This window comes from Acinetobacter sp. ANC 7912 (genome assembly GCF_039862785.1).
GTDB classification, from domain to species: domain Bacteria; phylum Pseudomonadota; class Gammaproteobacteria; order Pseudomonadales; family Moraxellaceae; genus Acinetobacter; species Acinetobacter thermotolerans.
Genome location: NZ_CP156795.1, coordinates 1487362 through 1509103 on the forward strand (window position 1 = coordinate 1487362; position 21742 = coordinate 1509103).

24 protein-coding genes, 1 pseudogene and 2 other annotated features are annotated in these 21742 nt (G+C 36.6%); of the genes and pseudogenes, 21 read left to right on the plus strand and 4 right to left on the minus strand.

The features are described 5' to 3' along the window. Positions 1–72: 72 nt before the first annotated feature. From fumC to csm6, 13 genes and pseudogenes are all read left to right on the plus strand, one after another. A complete protein-coding gene (gene fumC / locus ABEF84_RS07410) occupies positions 73–1467 on the plus strand; it encodes a class II fumarate hydratase (protein ID WP_034586548.1) in 1395 nt (464 codons plus the stop codon). Positions 1468–1703: 236 nt separating this feature from the next. Next, positions 1704–1877, plus strand: coding sequence for a hypothetical protein (locus ABEF84_RS07415; RefSeq protein WP_347456324.1), 174 nt, complete (start codon positions 1704–1706; stop codon positions 1875–1877). 311 nt (positions 1878–2188) lie between these two features. Then, positions 2189–2360, plus strand: a pseudogene (locus ABEF84_RS15620) (putative metallopeptidase); the annotation flags it as partial. A 128-nt stretch (positions 2361–2488) separates the two neighbouring features. Next, complete coding sequence (locus ABEF84_RS07420; protein ID WP_347463720.1) at positions 2489–2677, plus strand: hypothetical protein; 189 nt, start codon at positions 2489–2491, stop codon at positions 2675–2677. A 12-nt stretch (positions 2678–2689) separates the two neighbouring features. Continuing rightward, positions 2690–2887: a hypothetical protein gene (locus ABEF84_RS07425; protein ID WP_347463719.1), complete on the plus strand. Its 198-nt coding sequence runs from the start codon at positions 2690–2692 to the stop codon at positions 2885–2887. A 223-nt stretch (positions 2888–3110) separates the two neighbouring features. Next, the gene (locus ABEF84_RS07430) at positions 3111–3602 is read left to right on the plus strand and encodes a hypothetical protein (protein ID WP_034584256.1); all 492 of its coding nucleotides are present in this window, start codon (positions 3111–3113) and stop codon (positions 3600–3602) included. Between the two features lie 353 nt (positions 3603–3955). Next, positions 3956–4558 carry a nitroreductase family protein gene (locus ABEF84_RS07435; protein ID WP_034584258.1) on the plus strand — a complete coding sequence of 201 codons (603 nt, stop codon included), beginning with the start codon at positions 3956–3958 and terminating at the stop codon, positions 4556–4558. A 126-nt stretch (positions 4559–4684) separates the two neighbouring features. Beyond that, a complete protein-coding gene (locus tag ABEF84_RS07440; RefSeq protein WP_034584261.1) occupies positions 4685–5053 on the plus strand; it encodes a hypothetical protein in 369 nt (122 codons plus the stop codon). Then, entirely contained in the window at positions 5050–5445 is a 396-nt protein-coding gene (locus ABEF84_RS07445) for a hypothetical protein (protein WP_034584264.1), read from the plus strand. Before ABEF84_RS07440 ends, ABEF84_RS07445 begins: the two co-directional genes overlap by 4 nt. Before the next feature lie 497 nt (positions 5446–5942). Continuing rightward, positions 5943–6713 (plus strand): alpha/beta fold hydrolase, encoded by a 771-nt coding sequence (locus ABEF84_RS07450; RefSeq protein ID WP_347473859.1) that lies wholly within the window; start codon positions 5943–5945, stop codon positions 6711–6713. A gap of 555 nt (positions 6714–7268) precedes the next feature. After that, positions 7269–8503 (plus strand): IS3 family transposase gene (locus ABEF84_RS07455; protein WP_347455548.1). Its coding sequence is split into 2 segments (ribosomal slippage): positions 7269–7545 and positions 7545–8503, totalling 1236 coding nucleotides; the frame shifts between segments, so codons are not numbered across the junction. Continuing rightward, positions 7544–7660, plus strand: a sequence feature (AL1L pseudoknot). It overlaps the preceding gene by 117 nt. Positions 8504–8826: 323 nt before the next feature. After that, positions 8827–9378: a hypothetical protein gene (locus tag ABEF84_RS07460; protein ID WP_347473860.1), complete on the plus strand. Its 552-nt coding sequence runs from the start codon at positions 8827–8829 to the stop codon at positions 9376–9378. A gap of 12 nt (positions 9379–9390) precedes the next feature. Next, on the plus strand, positions 9391–10527 hold the full coding sequence (gene csm6, locus ABEF84_RS07465) for a CRISPR-associated ring nuclease Csm6 (RefSeq protein WP_347473861.1): 1137 nt from the start codon (positions 9391–9393) through the stop codon (positions 10525–10527). Between the two features lie 51 nt (positions 10528–10578). On the opposite strand, the gene ABEF84_RS07470 is transcribed toward csm6, so the two are convergent. Then, complete coding sequence (locus ABEF84_RS07470) at positions 10579–11496, minus strand: hypothetical protein (protein WP_347473862.1); 918 nt, start codon at positions 11494–11496, stop codon at positions 10579–10581. 182 nt (positions 11497–11678) lie between these two features. After that, positions 11679–12898 (minus strand): IS3 family transposase gene (locus ABEF84_RS07475; RefSeq protein WP_100357698.1). Its coding sequence is split into 2 segments (ribosomal slippage): positions 11679–12622 and positions 12622–12898, totalling 1221 coding nucleotides; the frame shifts between segments, so codons are not numbered across the junction. Next, positions 12507–12623 (minus strand) — a sequence feature (AL1L pseudoknot). (Overlaps the previous gene by 117 nt.) A gap of 84 nt (positions 12899–12982) precedes the next feature. Between ABEF84_RS07475 and ABEF84_RS07480 the strand changes: the two genes are divergently transcribed. The 3 genes from ABEF84_RS07480 to ABEF84_RS07490 are packed head-to-tail and all read left to right on the plus strand — an operon-like array spanning position 12983 to position 15609. Continuing rightward, positions 12983–13252 (plus strand): hypothetical protein, encoded by a 270-nt coding sequence (locus tag ABEF84_RS07480; protein ID WP_347473863.1) that lies wholly within the window; start codon positions 12983–12985, stop codon positions 13250–13252. A gap of 3 nt (positions 13253–13255) precedes the next feature. Further along, positions 13256–14233 carry an AAA family ATPase gene (locus tag ABEF84_RS07485; RefSeq protein WP_347473864.1) on the plus strand — a complete coding sequence of 326 codons (978 nt, stop codon included), beginning with the start codon at positions 13256–13258 and terminating at the stop codon, positions 14231–14233. Between the two features lie 8 nt (positions 14234–14241). Further along, the gene (locus ABEF84_RS07490; protein WP_347473865.1) at positions 14242–15609 is read left to right on the plus strand and encodes a hypothetical protein; all 1368 of its coding nucleotides are present in this window, start codon (positions 14242–14244) and stop codon (positions 15607–15609) included. A 99-nt stretch (positions 15610–15708) separates the two neighbouring features. Here ABEF84_RS07490 and ABEF84_RS07495 read toward each other — a convergent pair whose 3' ends face one another. Together ABEF84_RS07495 and ABEF84_RS07500 are read right to left on the minus strand one after the other, a co-directional pair. Next, positions 15709–17034, minus strand: a complete 1326-nt coding sequence (locus tag ABEF84_RS07495) for an ISNCY family transposase (RefSeq protein ID WP_347473866.1) — start codon at positions 17032–17034, stop codon at positions 15709–15711. A gap of 392 nt (positions 17035–17426) precedes the next feature. Then, the gene (locus ABEF84_RS07500; RefSeq protein WP_247166053.1) at positions 17427–17621 is read right to left on the minus strand and encodes a hypothetical protein; all 195 of its coding nucleotides are present in this window, start codon (positions 17619–17621) and stop codon (positions 17427–17429) included. 125 nt (positions 17622–17746) lie between these two features. On the opposite strand from ABEF84_RS07500, the gene ABEF84_RS07505 reads away from it, so the two are divergent. From ABEF84_RS07505 to ABEF84_RS07525, 5 genes are all read left to right on the plus strand, one after another. Beyond that, the gene (locus ABEF84_RS07505) at positions 17747–18970 is read left to right on the plus strand and encodes a phage/plasmid replication protein, II/X family (protein ID WP_347473867.1); all 1224 of its coding nucleotides are present in this window, start codon (positions 17747–17749) and stop codon (positions 18968–18970) included. A gap of 13 nt (positions 18971–18983) precedes the next feature. Beyond that, positions 18984–19274 (plus strand): hypothetical protein, encoded by a 291-nt coding sequence (locus ABEF84_RS07510; protein ID WP_347473868.1) that lies wholly within the window; start codon positions 18984–18986, stop codon positions 19272–19274. A gap of 476 nt (positions 19275–19750) precedes the next feature. Next, positions 19751–20029: a hypothetical protein gene (locus ABEF84_RS07515; protein ID WP_347473869.1), complete on the plus strand. Its 279-nt coding sequence runs from the start codon at positions 19751–19753 to the stop codon at positions 20027–20029. Between the two features lie 132 nt (positions 20030–20161). Next, positions 20162–21472 carry a virulence factor TspB C-terminal domain-related protein gene (locus ABEF84_RS07520; RefSeq protein ID WP_347473870.1) on the plus strand — a complete coding sequence of 437 codons (1311 nt, stop codon included), beginning with the start codon at positions 20162–20164 and terminating at the stop codon, positions 21470–21472. Then, the gene (locus ABEF84_RS07525) at positions 21469–21741 is read left to right on the plus strand and encodes a DUF2523 family protein (RefSeq protein WP_151725911.1); all 273 of its coding nucleotides are present in this window, start codon (positions 21469–21471) and stop codon (positions 21739–21741) included. The genes ABEF84_RS07520 and ABEF84_RS07525 overlap by 4 nt, the downstream gene beginning before the upstream one ends. The last annotated feature ends 1 nt before the right edge of the window (position 21742 follow it).

A 21742-nucleotide genomic window follows, 5' to 3' on the forward strand; every position in this document is an offset into this window, starting at 1 on the left:
ACTGCTTGTTTTATTTTGCTTAAGATGGAGCAAGAACAAAGGAAATATCAAGACTTAACAAAGAGGTGAGCTATGCAAACACGTATTGAACATGACACCATGGGTGAAGTTGCTGTTCCAAGCGAAGCATTATGGGGTGCACAAACTCAACGTAGTTTGCAGAATTTCAAAATTGGTAATGAACGTCTGCCTCGTCCGATGATCCGCGCCATGGGTTTAGTTAAAAAGGCAGCAGCACTAACCAATGCTGAACTTAATCAGATACCGAATGAACTGGCGAATTACATCGTTGCAGCAGCAGAAGAAGTTATTGAAGGAAAATGGGATAGCCAGTTCCCACTGGTGGTATGGCAAACAGGTTCAGGTACGCAAAGTAACATGAACTGTAATGAAGTAATTGCCAATATTGCCAACCAGAAACTGGGCAATCCTTTGGGTTCGCAAAAGCCAGTGCATCCGAATGATCATGTCAATCGTGCACAATCCACCAATGATTCGTTTCCAACCGCAATCCATGTGGCGGCAAGTTTGCAAATCAATGAATTGTTGATTCCAGCGGTCAAAAAACTGCGTGATACCTTGCATACCAAATCTCAGGAATTCTCCAACATTGTCAAAATCGGTCGTACCCATTTGCAGGATGCGACGCCGTTGACCTTGGGGCAGGAATTTAGTGGTTATGTTTCTCAGCTAGATCATGGCTTATTACGTCTGGAACAGGCATTACATGGCTTATACGAATTACCTTTAGGTGGTACTGCGGTAGGAACCGGTTTGAATGCGCATCCGGACTATGCAGTAAAAGCAGCACAAACATTGGCAAAGCTAACCGGTTTGCCTTTTGTCACAGCGCCAAACAAGTTTGAAGCTTTGGCAGGTCGTGATGCGGCAGTGTTTGCTTCCGGTGCTTTAAAGACTTTGGCAGTGAGCCTGAACAAGATTGCCAATGACATTCGTTGGTTAGCTAGTGGTCCACGTTGTGGTTTTGGTGAATTGCGCATTCCTGAAAATGAACCAGGCTCAAGTATTATGCCAGGTAAGGTCAATCCAACCCAAAGCGAAGCCATGACCATGGTGGTAGCACAAGTGCTGGGTAATGATACGACTATTAATGTGGCAGGGGCTTCTGGTAATTTTGAACTCAATGTTTTTATGCCGGTAATCGCTTTTAATCTGTTGCAGTCGATCCAATTGCTAGGGGATGCATGTAATAGTTTTAATGATAATTGCGCCGTCGGTATTGAGCCGAATCGTGACAAGATTGAGCATTTCCTGCATGACTCATTAATGCTGGTAACTGCATTGAATCCGGTAATTGGTTATGAAAATGCGGCCAAAGTGGCAAAAACGGCTTATAAAGAAGGTAAGACTTTGAAACAGGTTGCAGTTGAGCTTGGTTTGGTCACTGCTGAGCAGTTTGATGAAGTCGTTCGACCGGAGAAGATGGTTGCACCGAATGTAAAATAAGCCTGATCTTATTAGCATAGGAAAGCCCTCTTAAAGAGGGCTTTTTGTTTTATAGAGCTGTATAGATACAAAATTAAATAATATCCGTAACCCTAAGTTTTCGCAGAAAATAGATCCTCTAGCGTGTGGAAATTGATCCAGAAGCTGGAACCATCTATCGCGCAGCTTTTGACAGAGATTTGAGCTCAGATTACTAATATAAGTTCCCTGATAATTAGAAAAACGAGGTAAGGGCAATGGTAGATTTTGATGATGATTTTGACATAGAAGAACCATATCACGATGATGATGCATACCCAGAGTATGTTGCCAAAAATTGTAATAGCTGCAAGGGAAGTGGCTATGATGTCGTAGATGGTAAACAGTGTGCTGAATGCCTAGGAAGCGGTAAAGTCAGTAAAATTGAATAATTCATACCCATCTGTTAAGCCCGCTCAATGAGCGGGTTTTTTATATGGGTAGAAAACAAAGATTAATGTCCAATCACAATTTTTGGATTACTTTAATTCTTAAGATATTTTATGTATTTAACTATATTAAATTTATATATTTGTTTGAGTTTTCTATGGTTTGGCTATAGTGAATACGTTTTTCAACAACCCTAAAATCAGCGCAAAATGATTCAGGGGAAAGCCCACAGTAATTGTGGGCTTTTTTTATTGCCGAGAATAAATGTGTTGTAAAAACAGTCAAAGGAAGGGTTAAAACCTGATTTCTTCATTTCTGTCGTTTGATCGAGCATGAGCTTTATCATATTGTGGTTGAGCATGATGTAGAAGTGTTCTTCGGTGAAATTAAACGGTGGGGTGCTGACGAATCTATTAAGCTCTAAGAATGCGCCGTTTGTACCTGAATGTATCACTGCGTGTTGTGGCACAAGTGTTATAAATTGAACATATACAGGACTTTTCCATTAATTTATATAATACTAATTTATTATAATTAAATAACTTATGCCATTTTTTTAGAGGTGTAGTAATACATAGAATTTAATTTCTACTTTTTATTTGAAATTTAAGAAATGAAGAAATTAACGAAAATTATTGGGGTAATTTTAGGGCTTGGTTTAATTAATTTTGCAGCGAATGCTCAATATCCAAAAACAAAGGTTCCTAGTGAGATTTGTTACTATTTCAACTCTAAAGATATTCTTGGTGGAAGTTGGAAAGAAGAGTTATTGGTTTCTAAAAAGAAACTCACTTACAAATAGGCCGCTGCATTTATGAAGAAAAATCATGGCATGTCTGAAATCTACGATATGGAAGAATTGGACGAAATTGACTGTGATGCTGCAGTTGTAAGTTATAGCTATGAGCCAGGCTATTTACACTATTACAAGGAGCCTCACGCCCCAGCTAGGGCACAGACTACCAAAGCCCAAGCTCAAGCAGTTAAAAAATCCAATACCACAGCTAAATGATGGTAACTAATAAAGAGATCGGCTAAATGCCGGTCTTTATTGATCCATGTGGAATAATTTTTAAGCTAAAACCTTTTCTGTAATGAATCTATTATTTAATTAACGTTGAATAAGATGTCATAATTGCTAAAATGCACACCGCTTTTTATTACAGTTTTGCAAGAATTTTACAAGTGAGAAATTAAGTTTTTGTAAAACAGTATCTTATCTAGGAAAATTTTCAATGCTCGATATTTATTTAATAGATGTTCAAAAGAAGGTGCAATTCAAGGATTATCCAGGTGAGCATCCTGTTAAATTTATTCTGAACTTTAAGAAGATTTTCCCAAGTGTGATGGAACTGCTGCTTCCTGTGCTGCCTGAAAATGAAAATCTGGATGAAATGACATGGGAATCCACGTCTGAAGATTTTGAAACTTTCCAGATGTTATTAGCTGGCTGGGGCATTATTGAGCTGCGTTTAGGGGCGATTAGCCAGTTTAAGGATAAAGCTTTTGCAGACCAATTGATTCGTCAGACACAACAAAAACGTAAGGAATATCAGAAGAAGCATCTAAAACTTTCTACAGTCGAACTAGACTATCTGTTTATGCACGATATCCATGCCTTGATCGATGCTGAGCTCATCGAAATTGGTGAGAAATTCTATCTGCCGACACTGCGTGAACTCTGGAAAGCTAAAGTTCCTGCGAATGTGCTGAATGCAAAACTCTAAGCTTTTATTGAAAATTTCATGATTCAATAATCCTCCCAAGCGGAGGATTATTTTTACCGGTTGATATAAAAGGTATTTTTGGTTTATATGAAATAGCCTAAGCAAATTAATTTAGGTTATCATTCTGATTTTGCTTTATAAAATAGAATACTAGAGGGGTATGTTGGAATCAATTTTGCTTATTTGTATCATGTATATAATTATCAAGAAAATAGCGTAGCAATCTCAGCTATTTTTTCTTAAGGTATACAAAGTCATCCAATCAAGTTGGTTTTTCTTTTGAATAAGAAAAACTTAATAAAATTACTGGATGGTTCAAATTTTCTCGAAGATATATCCAAGGATTTTCCATAATGTCGAATCAGTTTTTAGATTTAATTACAAAACGCCGTACTGTATATGCCATTGGCAAGAATGTTTCACAATCTCCTGAGTACCTGACTGATTTGATTCAAAATGCAATTAAGCAAAGTCCATCTTCATTTAACTCGCAATCTTCACGTGCTGTGATCCTGTTTAATGGTGAGCATGAAAAATTCTGGGGCTTTGTTGCAGACAAATTAAAAAGCTATGTCAAGGATGAAGAGAGTGCAGCAAAAACTACTGCGAAAATGGCAAGCTTTGCGGCAGGCTTCGGCACTATTTTGTTCTTTGAAGATCAAGAGGTGGTAAAAGGTCTGCAAGCGCAGTTCCCATCTTATGCAGAAAACTTCCCGATCTGGGCAGAGCATTCTACTGCAATGGCGCAGTTTGCTACCTGGACAGCATTGCACACTGAAGGTTTAGGGGCATCGTTGCAGCATTACAACCCGATTGTTGATGAGCAGGTGCATGCAGAATGGGAAGTTCCAACAAACTGGAAACTTCGTGCACAGCTGGTATTCGGTTCAGTAGAAGGCGAGTCTCGTGACAAAGACTACATTTCTGACTTGGAGCGTTTCAAGGTATTCAAATAATTTGAAAATCCGGCATCTGCCTGAATTTTTATAGGCAGATGTCATGTATCAAGCGACAAAAAGCACATTCAGAATTATAAAAATTAGGCTACACTTAGGGCGCATTGAATTTAGAGTAATGACGCCATGTCAAAAAACACCCAGAAACTTTCACCACTTCAAGAACTTATTGCAGAACAGAAATTACTGTGTGAAGAAGTTGGCTCTACCTATGTTGAAGTGAGTGGGGATGATGTAATTGCTGTGGCTGTCCATACTTTAAATCAGGATCCTATTGTTGGTATTCGCAAAGCACCAGATATAGCAAGCAAAGTCAGCTGGTATATCTATGGTGGTGAAGAAGTGTCTAGTGATGCAGATTTCGAACTGATGACAGTGCGAGAATTGCAGGATATCGCGCCAGACGTTCTGCCGTATCTGGCCTTGGAACAAGGCTATCGTTTCATGATCGATGCTGATGATTATGAAGATGTCTGGAAAGAAGGTCAGGAATGAAGAAGCTTGCTGGTATCATTTGGCTAGGACTTAACGGCGTATTCTTAATGAATTACGCCGTGGCTGAAAGTATGACTCAGGAACAATACGACCAGTATATTGCTGACCAGACCCGTATTGTGAATGAAACCAAAGCTGTTCTGGATGAGCCTCATACAGGGGAACAGAAACCCAGCATCAATGCTGAGCGTCAGGCTCTATGTGACCGTATTCAAGCCTATGAGAATATTTTGAAAGCTTCTCAAGAAAACAGTCAGCTGAATATGGCTTCCATGATGGCTACGATTGCCCAGAATTTTCTTGATCGTCAAAATCAGAGCATGAATAGTTCAGGCATGACATCTGGGGTATTTTGTAAGAACAGGGAAGAACAACCTACTGAAGAGGAATAATCTAAATTATAAATATAAGGCGATCTTTTATTTTTCTATTTAGTAGAACTATATAAAAATAGAAGTGATTAGTGATTTTCCCAGGCATATATCCACAAAATTATTAGAATCATTAGTATTTTTAAATATTAATAGGGCGAAACTAAGGTTGGTTTATCTATTAGGTTAAAAAAATAGCCTAAGCTATTTTTTTAAAGATATAATCAATCTTTTGAGTAAATAATTTGAGTAACTGAATCAAATTATTCCTATATAAATTTAGCTCAATCAGTAGCTATTTATTTTGTGCTATATAATTAATTTCATAAATAAAAATTACTTTCATAGCGTGGTCGGATGAGCTTAACTTAACCAGTTTCAAAGTCATTCAGTAGCCTAAGAGATTTTCTTAACTATAAAATAGCCTAAGCAGAATTATAATTCTAAATTGGCAACTGATTAATTTCCTGTAAAATTCACACACTAACTCCTAAATAAAGAAATCAGCGGAATTCGAAATGATCCTTAACTATCAATTAACCACTCATGATGACTCACAACTTAGTCCAATGGTCTTCATACATGGTTTATTTGGGAGTTTGAGTAACTTAGGAATGCTGGCACGACATTTTTCCAGCCAAAGAGCTGTGATTCAGCTTGATCTACGTAATCATGGTTTATCAGGACATAGTGATGAGCATAATTATGAGCTGATGTCACAAGATGTACTAGAAACATTAGATAGCCTGAATATTACAAAATTTGTTGTCGTGGGTCATTCTATGGGCGGAAAAGTTGCGATGAAATTAGCAGATCTGGCACGTGATCGGGTAGAGCAACTTGTAGTACTAGATATGACACCAATTAATTATCATGAAAATCATCATGCCGAAATTTTTGAAGCCTTATTTGCTGTTGAGCGAGCCAATGTTTCCTCACGTCTTGATGCCGCAAAAATCATGCGTGAATATCTGAATGAAGAAATGGTCATTCAATTTTTGCTGAAATCCTTTAATAAAGGAACATGGTTGTTTAATGTACAAACTCTTTATAACCATTACCCAGATATTCTGGTTTGGGAAGATATTGAACCTGTGAATACGCTAGCATTGTTTTTGAGAGGTGGAAATTCATTTTATATTTCTAAACCAGAACATTTTGCTGCGATCGAACATCAATTTTCAAATGCAAAAATAGAACTGATTGAAGATGCTGGACACTGGTTACATGGTGAAAAGACGGCGCAGGTCTTGGGGCAGATGCAGAATTTTCTGGATGCTCAGTCATAAAATTTGTTGAGGCTAATGCTTGGTAAGCAACAGCAACTGGTCTTTATTTGAAATTTGAAGATCTTGAGTTAAGTAGATAAACAACGATGGTCGTTCAGTTAACTAAACTTGTTACTAATAAAAAACATTAAATTCAAATAGATATAATTTATAGGTAAGAAGTTTAGTTAATTATTATTTAATTAAAGTTGTAACTTTTATGAATTATTAACTAATTTTGTATATTATATAAACATTATATTTATCAAAACCTTATATGCCGAAAACTTTTATTTCGGAACATGGTTATGACATTGCCAGTTATTGATACAATAAGATGCATCCCATTCATCTCTTTTAATCCTGGGCAAATATCTTTATATCTAGAAATTTCCTTCTTTCCAACACTGTAATATATTGCACCATTCTTGTAGTTTTTACGACCGAATCTTAATAGATTAGCAATATGTTTACTCTTCATACCACGCTGGGTAGATCGTTTGGCAGCATGGTTAGTTAAACCCAATGAACCGTACCGGGTTTGTCGGAGAGTCAATATTCTGAGAGACTATCCCGATGACAAAATTAAAATATACCCCTGAAATCAGAGAAAGAGCGGTTCAATTATTGATTGAATCTGAAAAAGATTATCCATCGAATTGGGCTGCGATCACCGCTATTGCTCCCAAGATAGGTTGTACTCCTGAAACACTACGTGTTTGGTATCAAAAATATTTAGATAAACAAAATCCAGTTAAAGTACAGCAGCTTTCAGACCAAGAACGTATCAAACAACTCGAACGCGAAAATAAAGAACTGCAACGCGCCAATGAGATTCTACGTAAAGCAGCCGCTTTTTTCGCCCAGGCGGAGCTCGACCGCCCACACAAATAATGGTGGATTTTATCCATAATAATAAAGAGCTGTACGGAGTCGAGGCGATTTGTAGAATTTTACCGATCGCACCTTCAACCTATTACCGGACTCTAGATCTCTGCGATGAGAAGCATTGCTTCGCAAGGGAACATCGAGCAAAGCGAGATTTACATGACTTGCATCATGCTGAGGAGATTAAACGAATTTGGAAAGAAAGTTCAGGTCGATACGGTGTGCGTAAGGTCTGGCAACAACTGAAACGTGAAGGCTATGTGATTGCACGTTGTACAGTTGCTCGATTGATGCAGAAGCTAGGTATACAAGGTGTTTGGCGCGGTAAGAATAAACAAACTACCCGTAGCCGGGATGACCAAAAACGGGCAGATGATTTAGTGAAACGTAATTTTAGTGCTGATCATCCAAACCAACTATGGGTCGGTGACTTTACGTATATTCAAACTCATTCAGGCTGGGTCTATACCGCCTTTATTATTGATGTGTTTTCACGAGCAATTGTTGGATGGAAAGTATCTACACGGATGAATACAGATATGGTGCTCGATGCATTGGAGCAAGCATTGCATGATCGCGGCATGCCAAAGAATGTGATTCATCATTCCGACAGAGGTGTGCAATATCTTTCCATTCGCTATACCAATCGTTTAGAAGCTGCAAATTTACGAGCATCAGTCGGTACGACTGGTGATTCATACGATAATGCTTTGGCTGAAACGGTGAATGGCTTATACAAAACAGAGGTGATTGAATATCTAAAAGCAGATTGGCAAGGTTTAGCAGATGTACAACTTGCGACATTAAATTGGGTAGATTGGTTCAATAAAAAGCGTGTACACAGTGCACTGGGTTATGTATCGCCTTTTGAGTTTGAAGCAATGTACTATGATAAGATTAACCCGTTAGGTCAGGTGGCCTAACTTAAATAAAAAAGTCTCCGACAAACCCGGTACGGTTCACAAAAAGAACTGCTCTGAATTCATATAGATTGTCATTGCTTTCATCCCTTGCTTGTATTTTATGTTAGTAAATATAGTAAAATCTCGAATAGGAATATTTATTTGGCAAGCTTACGCAGGGACTAGTATTCTTTCTTTATATAAAAATAAAATTAAATAAAAATCTTGGTGTCGAATCAGAGACTTTCTTTGGAAGCTTACGCTCTTACATACATCGTATGAATCTTCGCTAAAATCCAAGCTTGCTTTTGTTCGCACAGATATAAAAACAAAAGGCCACTTTTATGTATATTGCACTTGAAGGCACTAATGAGTTACTTAAAGAAAAATTATTTGCTCAGTGCTTAGAATTTTATAAAAATAGAAATCAATCTGTTGATGTCTTTCATCCAGTAGCACCGATGCCATCTTACGTTTGGTGGGAACAAGTTTTTTTTAAATTTTCTAGTAATAAAGTTTTCACATCAGACTTGTTGGTCACTAGAGCCAAATATCATTTAAAACATATAAAATTTAATGGTGAGATACTTATAGGAGTTGGTAGTATTTTCACAAATTTAATTGAAAACTGGCCTGGTAAAGATTGTTTGGCAAAAGCACATATCAGAAATTTATTAACAGATTTGCATCCTGTCCCAGTACCTGACAAAGTTATTTATATAGGAAAAAGTAGAGATGCTAATGAGAAACATCAGATATATATGCATATCTTTGAAAATATCCAGAAATATGGTTTTGAAAATCTAAAGATATTTTATATTGAAGAAAACGTTATAGAATCAAATCCTGTTCAAGGCTGTGATCAATTGTTTGAAATATTACTGAGTACAACGTAAGGGAAAAGGCACATGCAAAAGGACATTTTATTTTTAGTTACAGGAATGACACCGCAAATCATCACGGAAACCCTGTATGCATTGGCTGCTGATCCCGAAAATAATGATAAATGGGTACCAACTGAAATACATGTGTTGACTACGGCGAAAGGAAAAATCCAAATTCGATCTCGGTTGTTTAATGATGGTATTTTTGAGAAATTTCTTAAAGATTTTCATTTATCAAATATTAGATTTGACGATTCCACTGTTCATGTCATTAGGTATCAAGGAAAAGAGTTAGAGGATCTTAAGACTTTAGATGATAACGAGTTAGCTGCAAATGAAACATGTCGTTTGATTAAGTTATTTACTGAAGATGATGATTCTAAGTTACATGTGTCTATTGCAGGTGGTCGTAAAACAATGGGGTTTTATGCAGGCTATGCACTTTCTTTGTATGGCAGAGCCCAAGATAGTATGTCTCATGTTCTAGTATCAGAAGAGTTCGAATTTGCAGATGGCTTTTACTATCCAACACCATATGAGCATTATGTTGGCAAAAATATGTCACAAGAACGATTAAATGCACAGCATGCTAAAGTTTTTTTGGCAGATATCCCTTTCGTGCGCTTAAGAAATGCATTGCCAGATACTCATCCGCTTAAAATGGACACCTACCAATTTTCAGATGTTGTGGAACAAATCAACCAATCTAATCAAAATCTTTCATTAGAGATCGATGTCACTCATCAATATATTAGGGTTAATGGTGGAGAACAGATAGATATTCCTGCTCGAGAAATGGCCATGCTGATGTGGTTCGCTGACAACAAAATTAAAGGTCAGGCTGGCATTAAAGCACCAACAGGTAAGGCAAAGGGTGATAATTCTGATGCAGAAATTCAAATTATAGAAGAACTGACTGCCGAATACCTAACACATTATGATGAGCTTAAGGGTGGTGAGACATCTATAGTCGTGAATAAAGAATTCTTCGAGTCAACAAAGTCTAAGCTAAAAAAACATCTAGAAAAAAAATTAGGTGTCGAGTTGGCAGCTAGAATCGTACCAAAGCAAAATGGAAGAAGTATGCCTTTTTATCTTCCGATTGAAAGAGAGGACATTACTATAAAAGATAATTTTAAGGATCGCGTTATATCTTTCTAATATTATAAGGGCAGCTGTAAGCAGCTGCCCTTATAAATCATCAACGTTAGTTTAGTAAAGATCCTGTTTTTGTAATTTATCGATAGCTTGTTCAAGGATTTTAATATTACCTTTTAAATCATGAATAATATGTTGATAATGACTTTGATTATCGACATTTGATGCATGCATAACGCTGTTACGGAATTTACGGGCTAGGTGTAAGTCATCACGCAAATTTTGATTAATGATTGCTTGATTATATAGGTCATCAATCATTAATGAAGCAGATACCGATTTGCCCTTAGAGTTGTTTAATTGTTGTTGGAGTTCTCTAGAACATAAACGTTGAAGTTGTTTTTCGAAATATGTCCAATATCGTACAAATTCCCCAACTAAAGTGTAGCCATGCTTAATTTCATATTCCTCAATACGACTTTGTAATTCCTGTTGAGCGCGATCCTTTTGACCGAGTACTCTTAAAAGTTTAGATTTTTCGCTTTCATTATTTCGAAGTTCGTTTTCTAGTTCTTGTTTTTCAACTAATAGAGCATCAATTTCTTTGCGATCAACCGAATTTTCAATTTTTACAATAAGATCTTGGATACTAGAGTTAAGTAAAAAAGCCTCATGATCTTTTTCTTCTAAGTCTACATTCAATTGTTGAACAGATTTTTCTAGTTCAAATTTCTCCTGATTTAAACGTTGTTGCTGTTTAATTAACTTGATATTTATTTTTTCAATTTGATATCTGCGCCAACCACCGTACAGAGCCACACCTAAAAGAATAAAAACGAAAGGTAGAGAAGGATAGAAACGTTCCCATGCTACTTTTCGAGCGAAATCATACCAAGACATTCCTTCAATTACAGGTCCATTGCCTGTAACTCTGCTTGTAAAATCTTGGATATAGTTCCAAGATGAAAAGGTCATGGCGTTTAAAGAGTTTAACCAAAGATTTGAGTAGCCAGTAAGTTTTGAAATTTCCAATCTTGGCTGAAGAGTCTTAAATTCTGAAAAGGTATGGGTTAAAGTTACTGGTGTGCGATGATCATAAATTGATTCCTCTTTTTTCTCTAGAATCAGCTTATTATTGCGGTCATGTAAAGAAATTGTACCCCGGTTACTATATGTGAACCGTACCGGGTTTGTCGGAGACTTTTTTATTTAAGTTAGGCCACCTGACCTAACGGATTAATCTTATCATAGTACATTGCTTCAAACTCAAAAGGCGATACATAACCCAGTGCACTGTGTACACGCTTTTTGTTGAACCAATCTACCCAATTTAATGTCGCAAGTTGTACATCCGCTAAACCTTGCCAATCTGCTTTTAGATATTCAATCACCTCTGTTTTGTATAAGCCATTCACCGTTTCAGCCAAAGCATTATCGTATGAATCACCTGTCGTACCGACTGATGCTCGTAAATTTGCTGCTTCTAAACGATTGGTATAGCGAATAGAAAGATATTGAACACCTCTATCTGAATGATGAATCACATTCTTAGGCATACCTCGATCGTGCAATGCTTGCTCCAATGCATCGAGCACCATATCTGTATTCATCCGTGTAGATACTTTCCATCCAACAATTGCTCGTGAGAACACGTCAATAACAAATGCGGTATATACCCAGCCTGAATGAGTTTGAATATACGTAAAGTCACCCACCCATAGTTGGTTTGGATGATCAGCATTAAAATTACGTTTCACTAAATCATCTGCTCGTTTTTGGTCATCTCGGTTACGGGTGGTTTGTTTATTCTTACCACGCCAAACACCTTGTATACCTAGCTTTTGCATCAATCGAGCAACTGTACAACGTGCAATCACATAGCCTTCACGTTTCAGTTGTTGCCAGACCTTACGCACACCGTATCGACCTGAACTTTCTTTCCAAATTCGCTTAATCTCCTCAGCATGCTGCAAGTCATGTAAATCTCGTTTCGCTCGATGTTCTGGATTTACTGTGAGATCTAAAGTCCGGTAATAGGTTGAAGCAGCGATCGGTAAAATCCTACAAATCGCCTCAACACCATATCGATCTTTATTGTTAAGGATAAAATCCACCATTATTTGTGTGGGCGGTCGAGCTCCGCCTGGGCGAAAAAAGCGGCTGCTTTACGTAGAATTTCATTGGCACGTTTTAATTCTTTAATTTCACGTTCCATTTGCTTCATTTTTTCTTGGTCAGATACCTGTTGTACTTTGGCGGGATTTTGTTGATCTAAGTATTTTTGATACCAAACACGTAGTGTTTCAGGAGTACAGCCAATTTTAGGAGCAATTGCGGAAACTGCTGCCCAATTCGATGGATAATCTTTTTCAGATTCAATTAGTAATTGAACCGCTCTTTCTCTAATTTCGGGGGTATAGTTTGGTTTTTTCATCGGAATAGTCTCTCAGAATATTGACTCTCCGACAAACCCGGTACGGTTCATACATACAAAAACCAAGATGCTGTAACCGCATTTATGGAGTATGCAGTAACACATAGAAAGCTGCCACCACATCCCGCTTATTTAGAATTACAAAGGATATTAGTAAATGAAGAAATGATGCAAACAGATTCTTCAATTAATGATGAAAACGTAATCAAACCATTAGATATTTCTACACCTCAAGATGAATCCAAATCGACTCTATCTCCTAGTGAGGAGTCTTCAGCTAAATCATTGGAAAGAAGCAGTAAGAATTATGATTTAACAAACTTACCAGCAAGAAGAAAAATAGTGCAGGGGTGACATATGAATTCTAGAGTTGATCCCAATCATCCTATATTTACCCAGAAATATACTATTTATACTCCACCTATGGATGAAATGATTTCGGTAATTGGAAATTGGATAGAACAAAGACTGAGTGGAGAGTATTTGTTTGGACCATCTCGATTTGGCAAAACTCGTAGTGTAAGGGATTATTTGATTATCGAATTGTCACAACGCTTTGGACAGGACGTGCCATTAGTATTATGGAGTCGCAAAGACTCTTTAATGGGTGAAGGCGAGTTTTGGAATGAAATACTAAAAGCATCAAAGTATGAACTTTATGATATAAAAAAACCCAAAACAAAAATTGTTGCAAGAAATTTAGTAGAAGAAAGATTTAAAACGATAGCTGATTTTGCTCAAAGTAATTATGTAATTCTTTTAATTGATGAAGCCCAAGAAATAACACTTAAAGAATGGAAATGGCTATTAGGGCTGCAAAATAATTTAGATATAAATGGATACAAATTAAGTGTATTTTCAATAGCTTCACATAACATTAATTATAAACCGAATTATTTGGCTAGAACTGGCAATCCACACATAACAGCTAGATTTTTTACAGGTAATTATCGATTTAAAGGTATTACAGATATAAAGGAACTTATTTTTATTCTTCAGTCATATGAGGAAGATTCTGAGTGGCCGGATGGAAGTGGAACTACATATTTGGAATACTTTGCCCCAAGGGGGTATAAAAAAGGAAAACGGCTTTTCAATTATGCTGACTTAATATGGGAGGCTTTTCAAAAAGAATATCCACAAAATTTATATAAGAAAAATAAATTCGAAATACCTATGCAGCATATAGCAGCATTAATTGAAAGAACTCTTAAAGACTTTGTTAATGATGATGAAGACTGGGAAAAGCTTGAATCATTAGAATATTGGTTAAATTCAATAAAAACAACAGGTTTTGAAAGCCATATTCTTATGATTTCTGAAATACCACTTTAGGTGAGTTCATGATTAAAAATATAAGCAATCTTAATAGCTTTAATGAAAATTATATCGCCTTTAATTGGGGTATTGATATCTTGAGTGAAACGGAATCATTCGAGTGTTTTGCTGCTAAATTTTGTTATTTAAATCAGATGACTGCTAAAAATTTTTTTAAATTCTGGTCAAATCTATATGAGAATGAGAGGAAATTTAATATTTTTTTTAATAACATATCATTGAATGATAAGGAAATTTTAAAATCCTATTCGAATTTTCTATATAAAAGACATGATTGCATTGAAAGAGAAATAATTATTGAAAAGAATCATGATTGCCATAGTAAGATATTCTCTTATTGTGAATCATGTATTAAATCTGGTTTTCATAGTGAGCTATTTAATAAAAATTGGATGGTTATATGTCCTGTCCATAGGATTAAATTAAAAAAAGAAAGTCTAATAGTAAGAAAAAATTTGAGTAAAAATGATATTTTTTCATTAAGAGTGCAGAAAATAATTGAATTATCAGTTATGGAAAATCCATCCTGGCCAAGGAATAAACATAAATTTTTAACATCATATTTTTGTAAAATAAGAGATTGGTTGATTGGTTTGGAGGAAAATATAAATTGTTATTCTTTAATTACAGGGAATATAATTCATACGGTAAATGAGAATAATCTTAAAAATTTGATAAGTTTTTTAAATTATATTTCTCCAATCCCTAATGAACTTCTTTTTTTGTTTCCTTATTTTAGGAAAACAAAAGCTAGAGTTAAAATTTACGATAACGAGGAAATTTTATTTTTCTTGATACAGTATAAAGATCAAATAAATAACATATTAGAATTTTATAAAAATAAATTGCAACTAAATAAATTTAATAATTTTAAAATCTTTAATTTGGTTAATCATTATCTTGAGTATAATAAGATCATTCACCTTAAAAACAAACGTAAATGCAAATGGGCTGAAAGAAAAAGAGAGTATCGTTGGGTATCGGATGGTTCTCAATTTCATAATAATATTTGGACTGTTTGTCAATATGAGTATGCAAGTCATTTAATGTGTTCAAACTGGTTGGATTTTAATCTATTGGGTAGGAATGAAATAAAAAGAATCATCAAATTAGAATCCACATATAAGAATCTTAAGATAAGTAGACCCATTAAAGAATTTATTGAAGATATTTTGCTTGAAATACTTATTAATACTGTGATTGGTTTAGATAAAAGAATTAAAGCAATAGATAATTTTTATTCTGTTGATATCCGTGAATTATTTGCTTCAAATATTTATTTGAAATTAGAAGACAAAAAATGTCTACTGATAAATACTTTAGGTACGTCTGAAAGAATTACAAATTTACTTTATTTTCAATTACAAGTTTAATTAAATGAACGATGGTGGATCCGTTGAATTAGAATCAAATATATTGATTGTGTTATTCCCAAGTAGAAATGTCCTACCTAATAACCAAATAGAAATGTCCTATATGGACATTTCCAAGTCAAGCACAGGATTCAGATTTCGTTGTTGAATTGCTGTTTTCTGTGCACGTCTGCTTGGCATCTTTTGAGAACGATTGCGTTTGTTTTGTTGTTCCAGTTCTTCATGCTGTTGTTGGATATGATTCAGAACAGCACCCAACCGTTTATTCTCAACAATCTCTCGCTGGTTGAGCTGACTTAATTTATCGAAGATGCTGTAATTGATCTTCCGGCCTTCATGCATGATGGCCACGGTACCATCCGGGTATTCCAGGAACTCAAGATATTTACCAATCAGCCTCTGGTTTTCTTCTGTACTCTCCAGGAGATATACACATTTATCATAAGTAATGGTCAGGCTATTGGTGACTCTACGTGGCTCTCGCCAGGTAAAAATATCATCTAATTGCTCGGCTGTTTCGGTGGCAGAGCGGTGTAAATCCTTAGGGTTAAAGGCCATCTTGGCAAATTTGCGATTAAATTGCTCAATAAAGCAGGGCAACCACTTATTGGCATCTGCAATCGAACTGATACCTTCCAAACGCATCTCTTTGATCAGACGGTCCTGAAGGGTTCTGTTGGCACGTTCCACACGGCCTTTGGCCTGGGGTGAATTGGCGAAGATGATATCGATATTGAGGGTACTGAGTACGCGTCCAAACTGGGTAATCTTGCTGTCTTTCTTGCTGCTTTGATTCACCCTAAAGACTGAATGTTTGTCGCTGTAAAACGCTAAAGGCTTACCATGCTGTTCAACATACAAGCGTGTCGAAATCATATAGTCAAAGGCTGATTCTGATTCACAGAAGCGTAAATGCTGCAATTTGCCTGTGGCATCATCGATAAAGACTAGCAGACAGCATTTAGCGGCTCTTCCTTCAGACCAGTCATGGTGTGAGCCATCGATTTGTACCAGTTCACCATAACAATCCCGGTTATATCGAGGCTGATATGGGCGTTTCAGGCGCTTGGATCGAGGAATCCATAAGTCAGCTGCAATCATCCAAGAACGCAGGGTTTCTACTGAAAGATCGAATCCATGTACGGTAGTGAGCTTTTCATGCGCTAAAGTGGGTCCGAAACCATGGAGTTGGTCAGAAACAATATTGAGGCACTTGAGTCTGAGTTCTTCAGGAAGTTTGGAATTGCTAATTTGGCCACGACCGGCATGGGCTAATGCAGCGGGACCTTGAGCTTTGTATTTCTGCAGTAAGCGTCTGATCTGACGTTCTGAAATATGAAGTAGCTGAGCAGCCTGGGATTGAGTTATGCGTTGATCGCAGATTTCCTGCAAGACCGACAATCGTTTAAGTTCTTTATCCGACATAGACACCAACATATCAAACCGTCCGCTTCAATAATCGCAAAAGTGCATATTCTAAAAGCGGACATTTTTACTTTGGAGAAACCGGACATTTCTATTTTGGGCTTACAGATTGATTTCGTATAATGTAGCCGAAGATTATGTTACTAAGCCCCAGTGAGAAAATAGACCGTCTCACGGGGCTTTTTAACATCAATCTTCATTATACGAACATCTGTCTGCGCATCATGACGAACGCGAGGAGCTTCGACGAGTGTGAGGAGTAGGGCGCTAAGAAAAAGGCACACTACTGTCTAATAGTGTGCCTGACTCTCGAAAGTTTTTTGCAATTCGCTCTATGAGCTATATATAACGGAGCTTTCAGAGTTATCAAGAATGTTTCGCATTTAAGCCAATTATTTAGCTATAACCCTTACTTGTCCACTTGTTGTTAATTCAGTTTCATTTATACATTGTTCTAAAATAATATGTACAAGCTCGCTTTCTTTTATTGGCATTAAATTTCTATTAATCAATAGTTTATTAAGCTCAATACATTTTTTTCTAAGCATTTCTTGCTCTTTATCGTTTAGCCTAACTGTAATTGCCATTTTTTAACCAATCTGTATTCATCTAACATGTTGTCAATACTACTTGTATACATGTAATTTGTGCTTGATATTCATGTGTACATGTATTAAATTTATCTCAATGTAATTTGTATACATGTATAAAAATGCTCGATTTCCTCCGTTTAGCGATTCCAATCATTCCTACGCATGTGCGTAGTTTTGATAATCACCATCAGTTCAATGGTGATATTCGCGATTATGGAGTTCCAGCAGCAACACGCCATGTAAGTAAGACAGATGACGGCCAGACCATAACAGGGGACTTGTATCACCCTTATGAAGCTCTACCAAGTGACTATACAGATATGGCTGTTAAGTTTTATACCAATACTATGAATACAGTACCTTATGTTGAGTTAAAAGCATCTCCACTTAAGCTTTTACAGGGTCACAATGTTTATGGTTTTGAATCTATAGAACTTGGTGCTATGCACATGCTTGGAATGTTTTTTGAAGCATTTCCTAAATTGAGTGCGATTCTTGATAGAGATAAAACAGAAGTTCTTTGTCTTGATACTACTTATCTTTTTAGATTGCCTCATCAGAATATGGTTCAGCCAGTTCTTGACTATATGTCCAATCTTGCATCTGGCCACCGTAAAGCGCGTCAAGTCAAATACGATAATTACATTACTTGGGGTAACGATGGTGCAAGTGTTCGTCCTAAAGCGTATGGCAAATTTGAAGAAGTAAAAGCCCAATTAAATAAGGTTCAGAAACAAGCAGAGAAGGGCTGTATGCGCTCTAAATCACTTGTCATGGCTATGCATGATGCTTTGCCTTTTGCTAATGCTGTTTTACGTCTCGAAGCACGTATTACTAAAACGTATCTAACTAAAAACGGTTATCCGTCTAATTTATTTCAGTTAATTAATTTGCAACATGAACAGCCAGAATTATTGCTACGCCTCTGGCACGTAGCTTTTGACCCGATCTTAGACACAATGAAGGGTAAATATATGAATTTTTCAAGTGATGGCGAAATTTTAGATTTACTCAAATCTAAATTAGTGACTTATACAAAGACTGGTAAAGAAAGTTTTACAAAAGCTAATAACGCTATGAAGTTTTATTCTTTGGTACGTCAGATTGGATTAACTGCAACTAAGGGTTTGTATAGTGAAGCTCAATTTTATAAATGCCTTAATTCATTATTAGATTGCGGTATTTCAAAATCTCACATTCAAAACCTTCATAAGAATCCTAACGGCAAAGTTATTCCGTTTGTCCGTATGTTTGAACTCAAGATGTGCGACCAGCAGCCATCTGACTATCAAATTCCAGTTTCACAATACAGTCCTAAAAAGGGCTTATATCTAGTTGCCTGAGGAGGCTATAACCATGCAAGTTCAATTTAATAAACGCACAATTACACCAATTGCTAACAAGTATCAGGATAAAAAAACAGGTGAAGATAAGCTTTCCCTGAAAACCACTGTGTTAAGTCCTGTTCAATATAGTTTAAAACCTACACCTGGCATGATGCCAGTTGAACAGATCCAAGCAGTCCTTATTGAGTGTGCGGAAAATTATCAAGAAGTAGAAATTGAATTTGTTGAACGTCAAACAAATTATGGTGCAGAGATGCAAATTTTCAGTGTTAAGCCAGTGCTTAAGAAAGTTGGAGCTTAGATATGGATTTCTGTTCAGGGTGTGGCCAATATTTTGTTAATGAACAAGATTTATCTTTTCATGAATGCTTTGCATTTAGAAAGCTTAGCAAAATCAAAGGTTTAAAATACATTATTTCGTATAATGTATAATATGTAAATAAATCAATAGGTTAGGGTAATAATTATAATGTCACAGCTCATTTATAAGTGCAAGAAATGCGGTGCTAAATTCTCTGATCAATTGGTTTATTGCAAGCATTTTTATAACTGTACAAAGAGAATTTAAGAAATGGCAAGCATCTGTGAAATTGTCGAAGAAAGCACAAATGCCTGCCTTAAGTGGGTCGAGTACACGCCAGTAATCGACCAGTTAGCAATCACAAAGGACGATGCACTTTTAATCTTAACACCGATTGCAAGTATCTACGTCCTTTTGATTGGGTGGTCTTTCATTATGCTCATCTACCACCAGAGCAAATAAAAAAGGAGACGATTATGTCTAATTTAAAAAACGTAGAACGTATGGAAGCAACTGTTCAACAGGGTAAAAAAACTTGGTTCCAACGTCATTGTCCTACTTTTGCTGCTGCTGGTGCTGCTGTTGGTTCAATGGTAGTTGCTTCTAGTGCAAATGCTGCTGGTGTTGCTGATCTGTTTACCGAAATTTCAACTGAAATGAGTGGCGTTTCAACTGGCGTTTTGTCAATTCTAACAATCCTTGCAGGTGTAGTTGCGTTGCTTCTTGGTTGGGCTTACGTCAAGAAAGCACGTTAATTACTGCTCGAATCTCCCAGCTTCGGCTGGGATTTTCGTATAAGGGGGAAGTATGGAAAACGCATCTATTTTTTATTGGTTATTAGTCATCGTTCCTTGGGTTGCTTTACATGGTATTTGGAGAGTAATCAGATGAAAAAGTTTTTAACTGTACTTCTTACATTTACTCTTTATTTCAATTTATTTACTACGGCTCATGCTGCCAATGTTGGCGGTTGGACTTTGGGCGGTGGTGTTGCTCAAGGTGCTTCTACTGTTTATGAAGGTACAAAAAGAGTTGTTATTGATGGCGTTGATTACATAAAAAAAGGCACTGCAAAAATTACTCCCCCTGCAAGCGGTGTTGCTAAAGTCCTCGCTCGTGGTGCTGCTGGTTATGCTCTTTCCGTTGCTGTTGAACAGTTGTTAGGCTCTGTTGATTGGGTTCTCGATCCTGAAAATAATGCAATTAAATATTTTCCTGAAGTAAGTGATTGTCAATCTTCAGGCTGTCCACATGCTCAAAAAGTTTTTACTGTTTATGGCGATGATAGACAAAGATATCTTTTTGATTCTCTAACTACTGCATGTGCTTTTGTTGCAACTCAAAGCAATCAAAGGGACTATACCTTAATCAGTACCAATATGGCTAATGCCGAAAATGGTAATTGTTATTTTCATTCTAAGCGTTATCCCGATCTGCGTAACTGGGATTTGAATTATCAAATTCCTTATGTTTCAAATCCTGCTTACAATCCCAATGCAGAACGTGAGGAAAAATCTATTCCTCTAGAAACTGTTGCTCAACAAGTAATTTCAAATGCTGAAAGTGGTGATGCTTCTGCACAAGTTGCTACTACTGCCGCTGCTGCTGATATTGTTGCCGAAGCTGAAAAAGATGATGCAAAAGCTCGTCCTATCGTTCAACAGTTAGAAGCATCTGCACAAACAAAGCCTGCTGATGAAGCTGCTGCTGAAAAAGCCAATGAAGCTACTGGAGAAGCAAAACCTAATACAGCTAATCCTGAAGCAACCGATTTATCAATTGAATTTCCTGTTTTTTGTGGTTGGGCACCTTTGGTCTGTGAAGCTGCTCAAGTTGTTATCTCTTTTCCTCAAACTCTTACAAATTGGTGGGAAACAGGAAAATCAAAGGCCGAAGAATGGGCTACATCAATTTCTGAAGCCTGGACTGCTGTTAAGGATTGGGCTAAGTCAGAACAACAAGATGACACTGAATTAGATATTCCAGAACAAGAACAACCAGATATAGATACTGATATTGCTTTTGGGGGTTCATGTCCTTCCGATCGTGAAGCCGAGGTCAATATGGGCGTCGGTATCATCAAATTACCTATCTCTTATGAGCCAATTTGTACAACTGTTTCTACAGCTAAACCTGTGCTTATTTTTGTCGGTTTTTTTATTGCTGCATTAATTATTGGTGGGGTGAGATCAGAATGAGTTTATCTTCTTTATTACAGGATTTACAAAAGGGCGCTCTTAAAAATATCCTGACTGGTGCTGGTGTTGCTCTTACAACTTCATCAATTTCTTACATTGCTTTTCAACAGGCGGTTAATGCTGTTCAACAACAATCTTACGGTATACCCGGTGATTTGATTGCGATTCTACACTTAGCCGGATTTGATATTTTCTTTTCAACTGTACTTGCTGCAATCGTGACAAGGCTATCACTGAATGCTGGCAACTTGGCATTAAAGAAGATTTAAA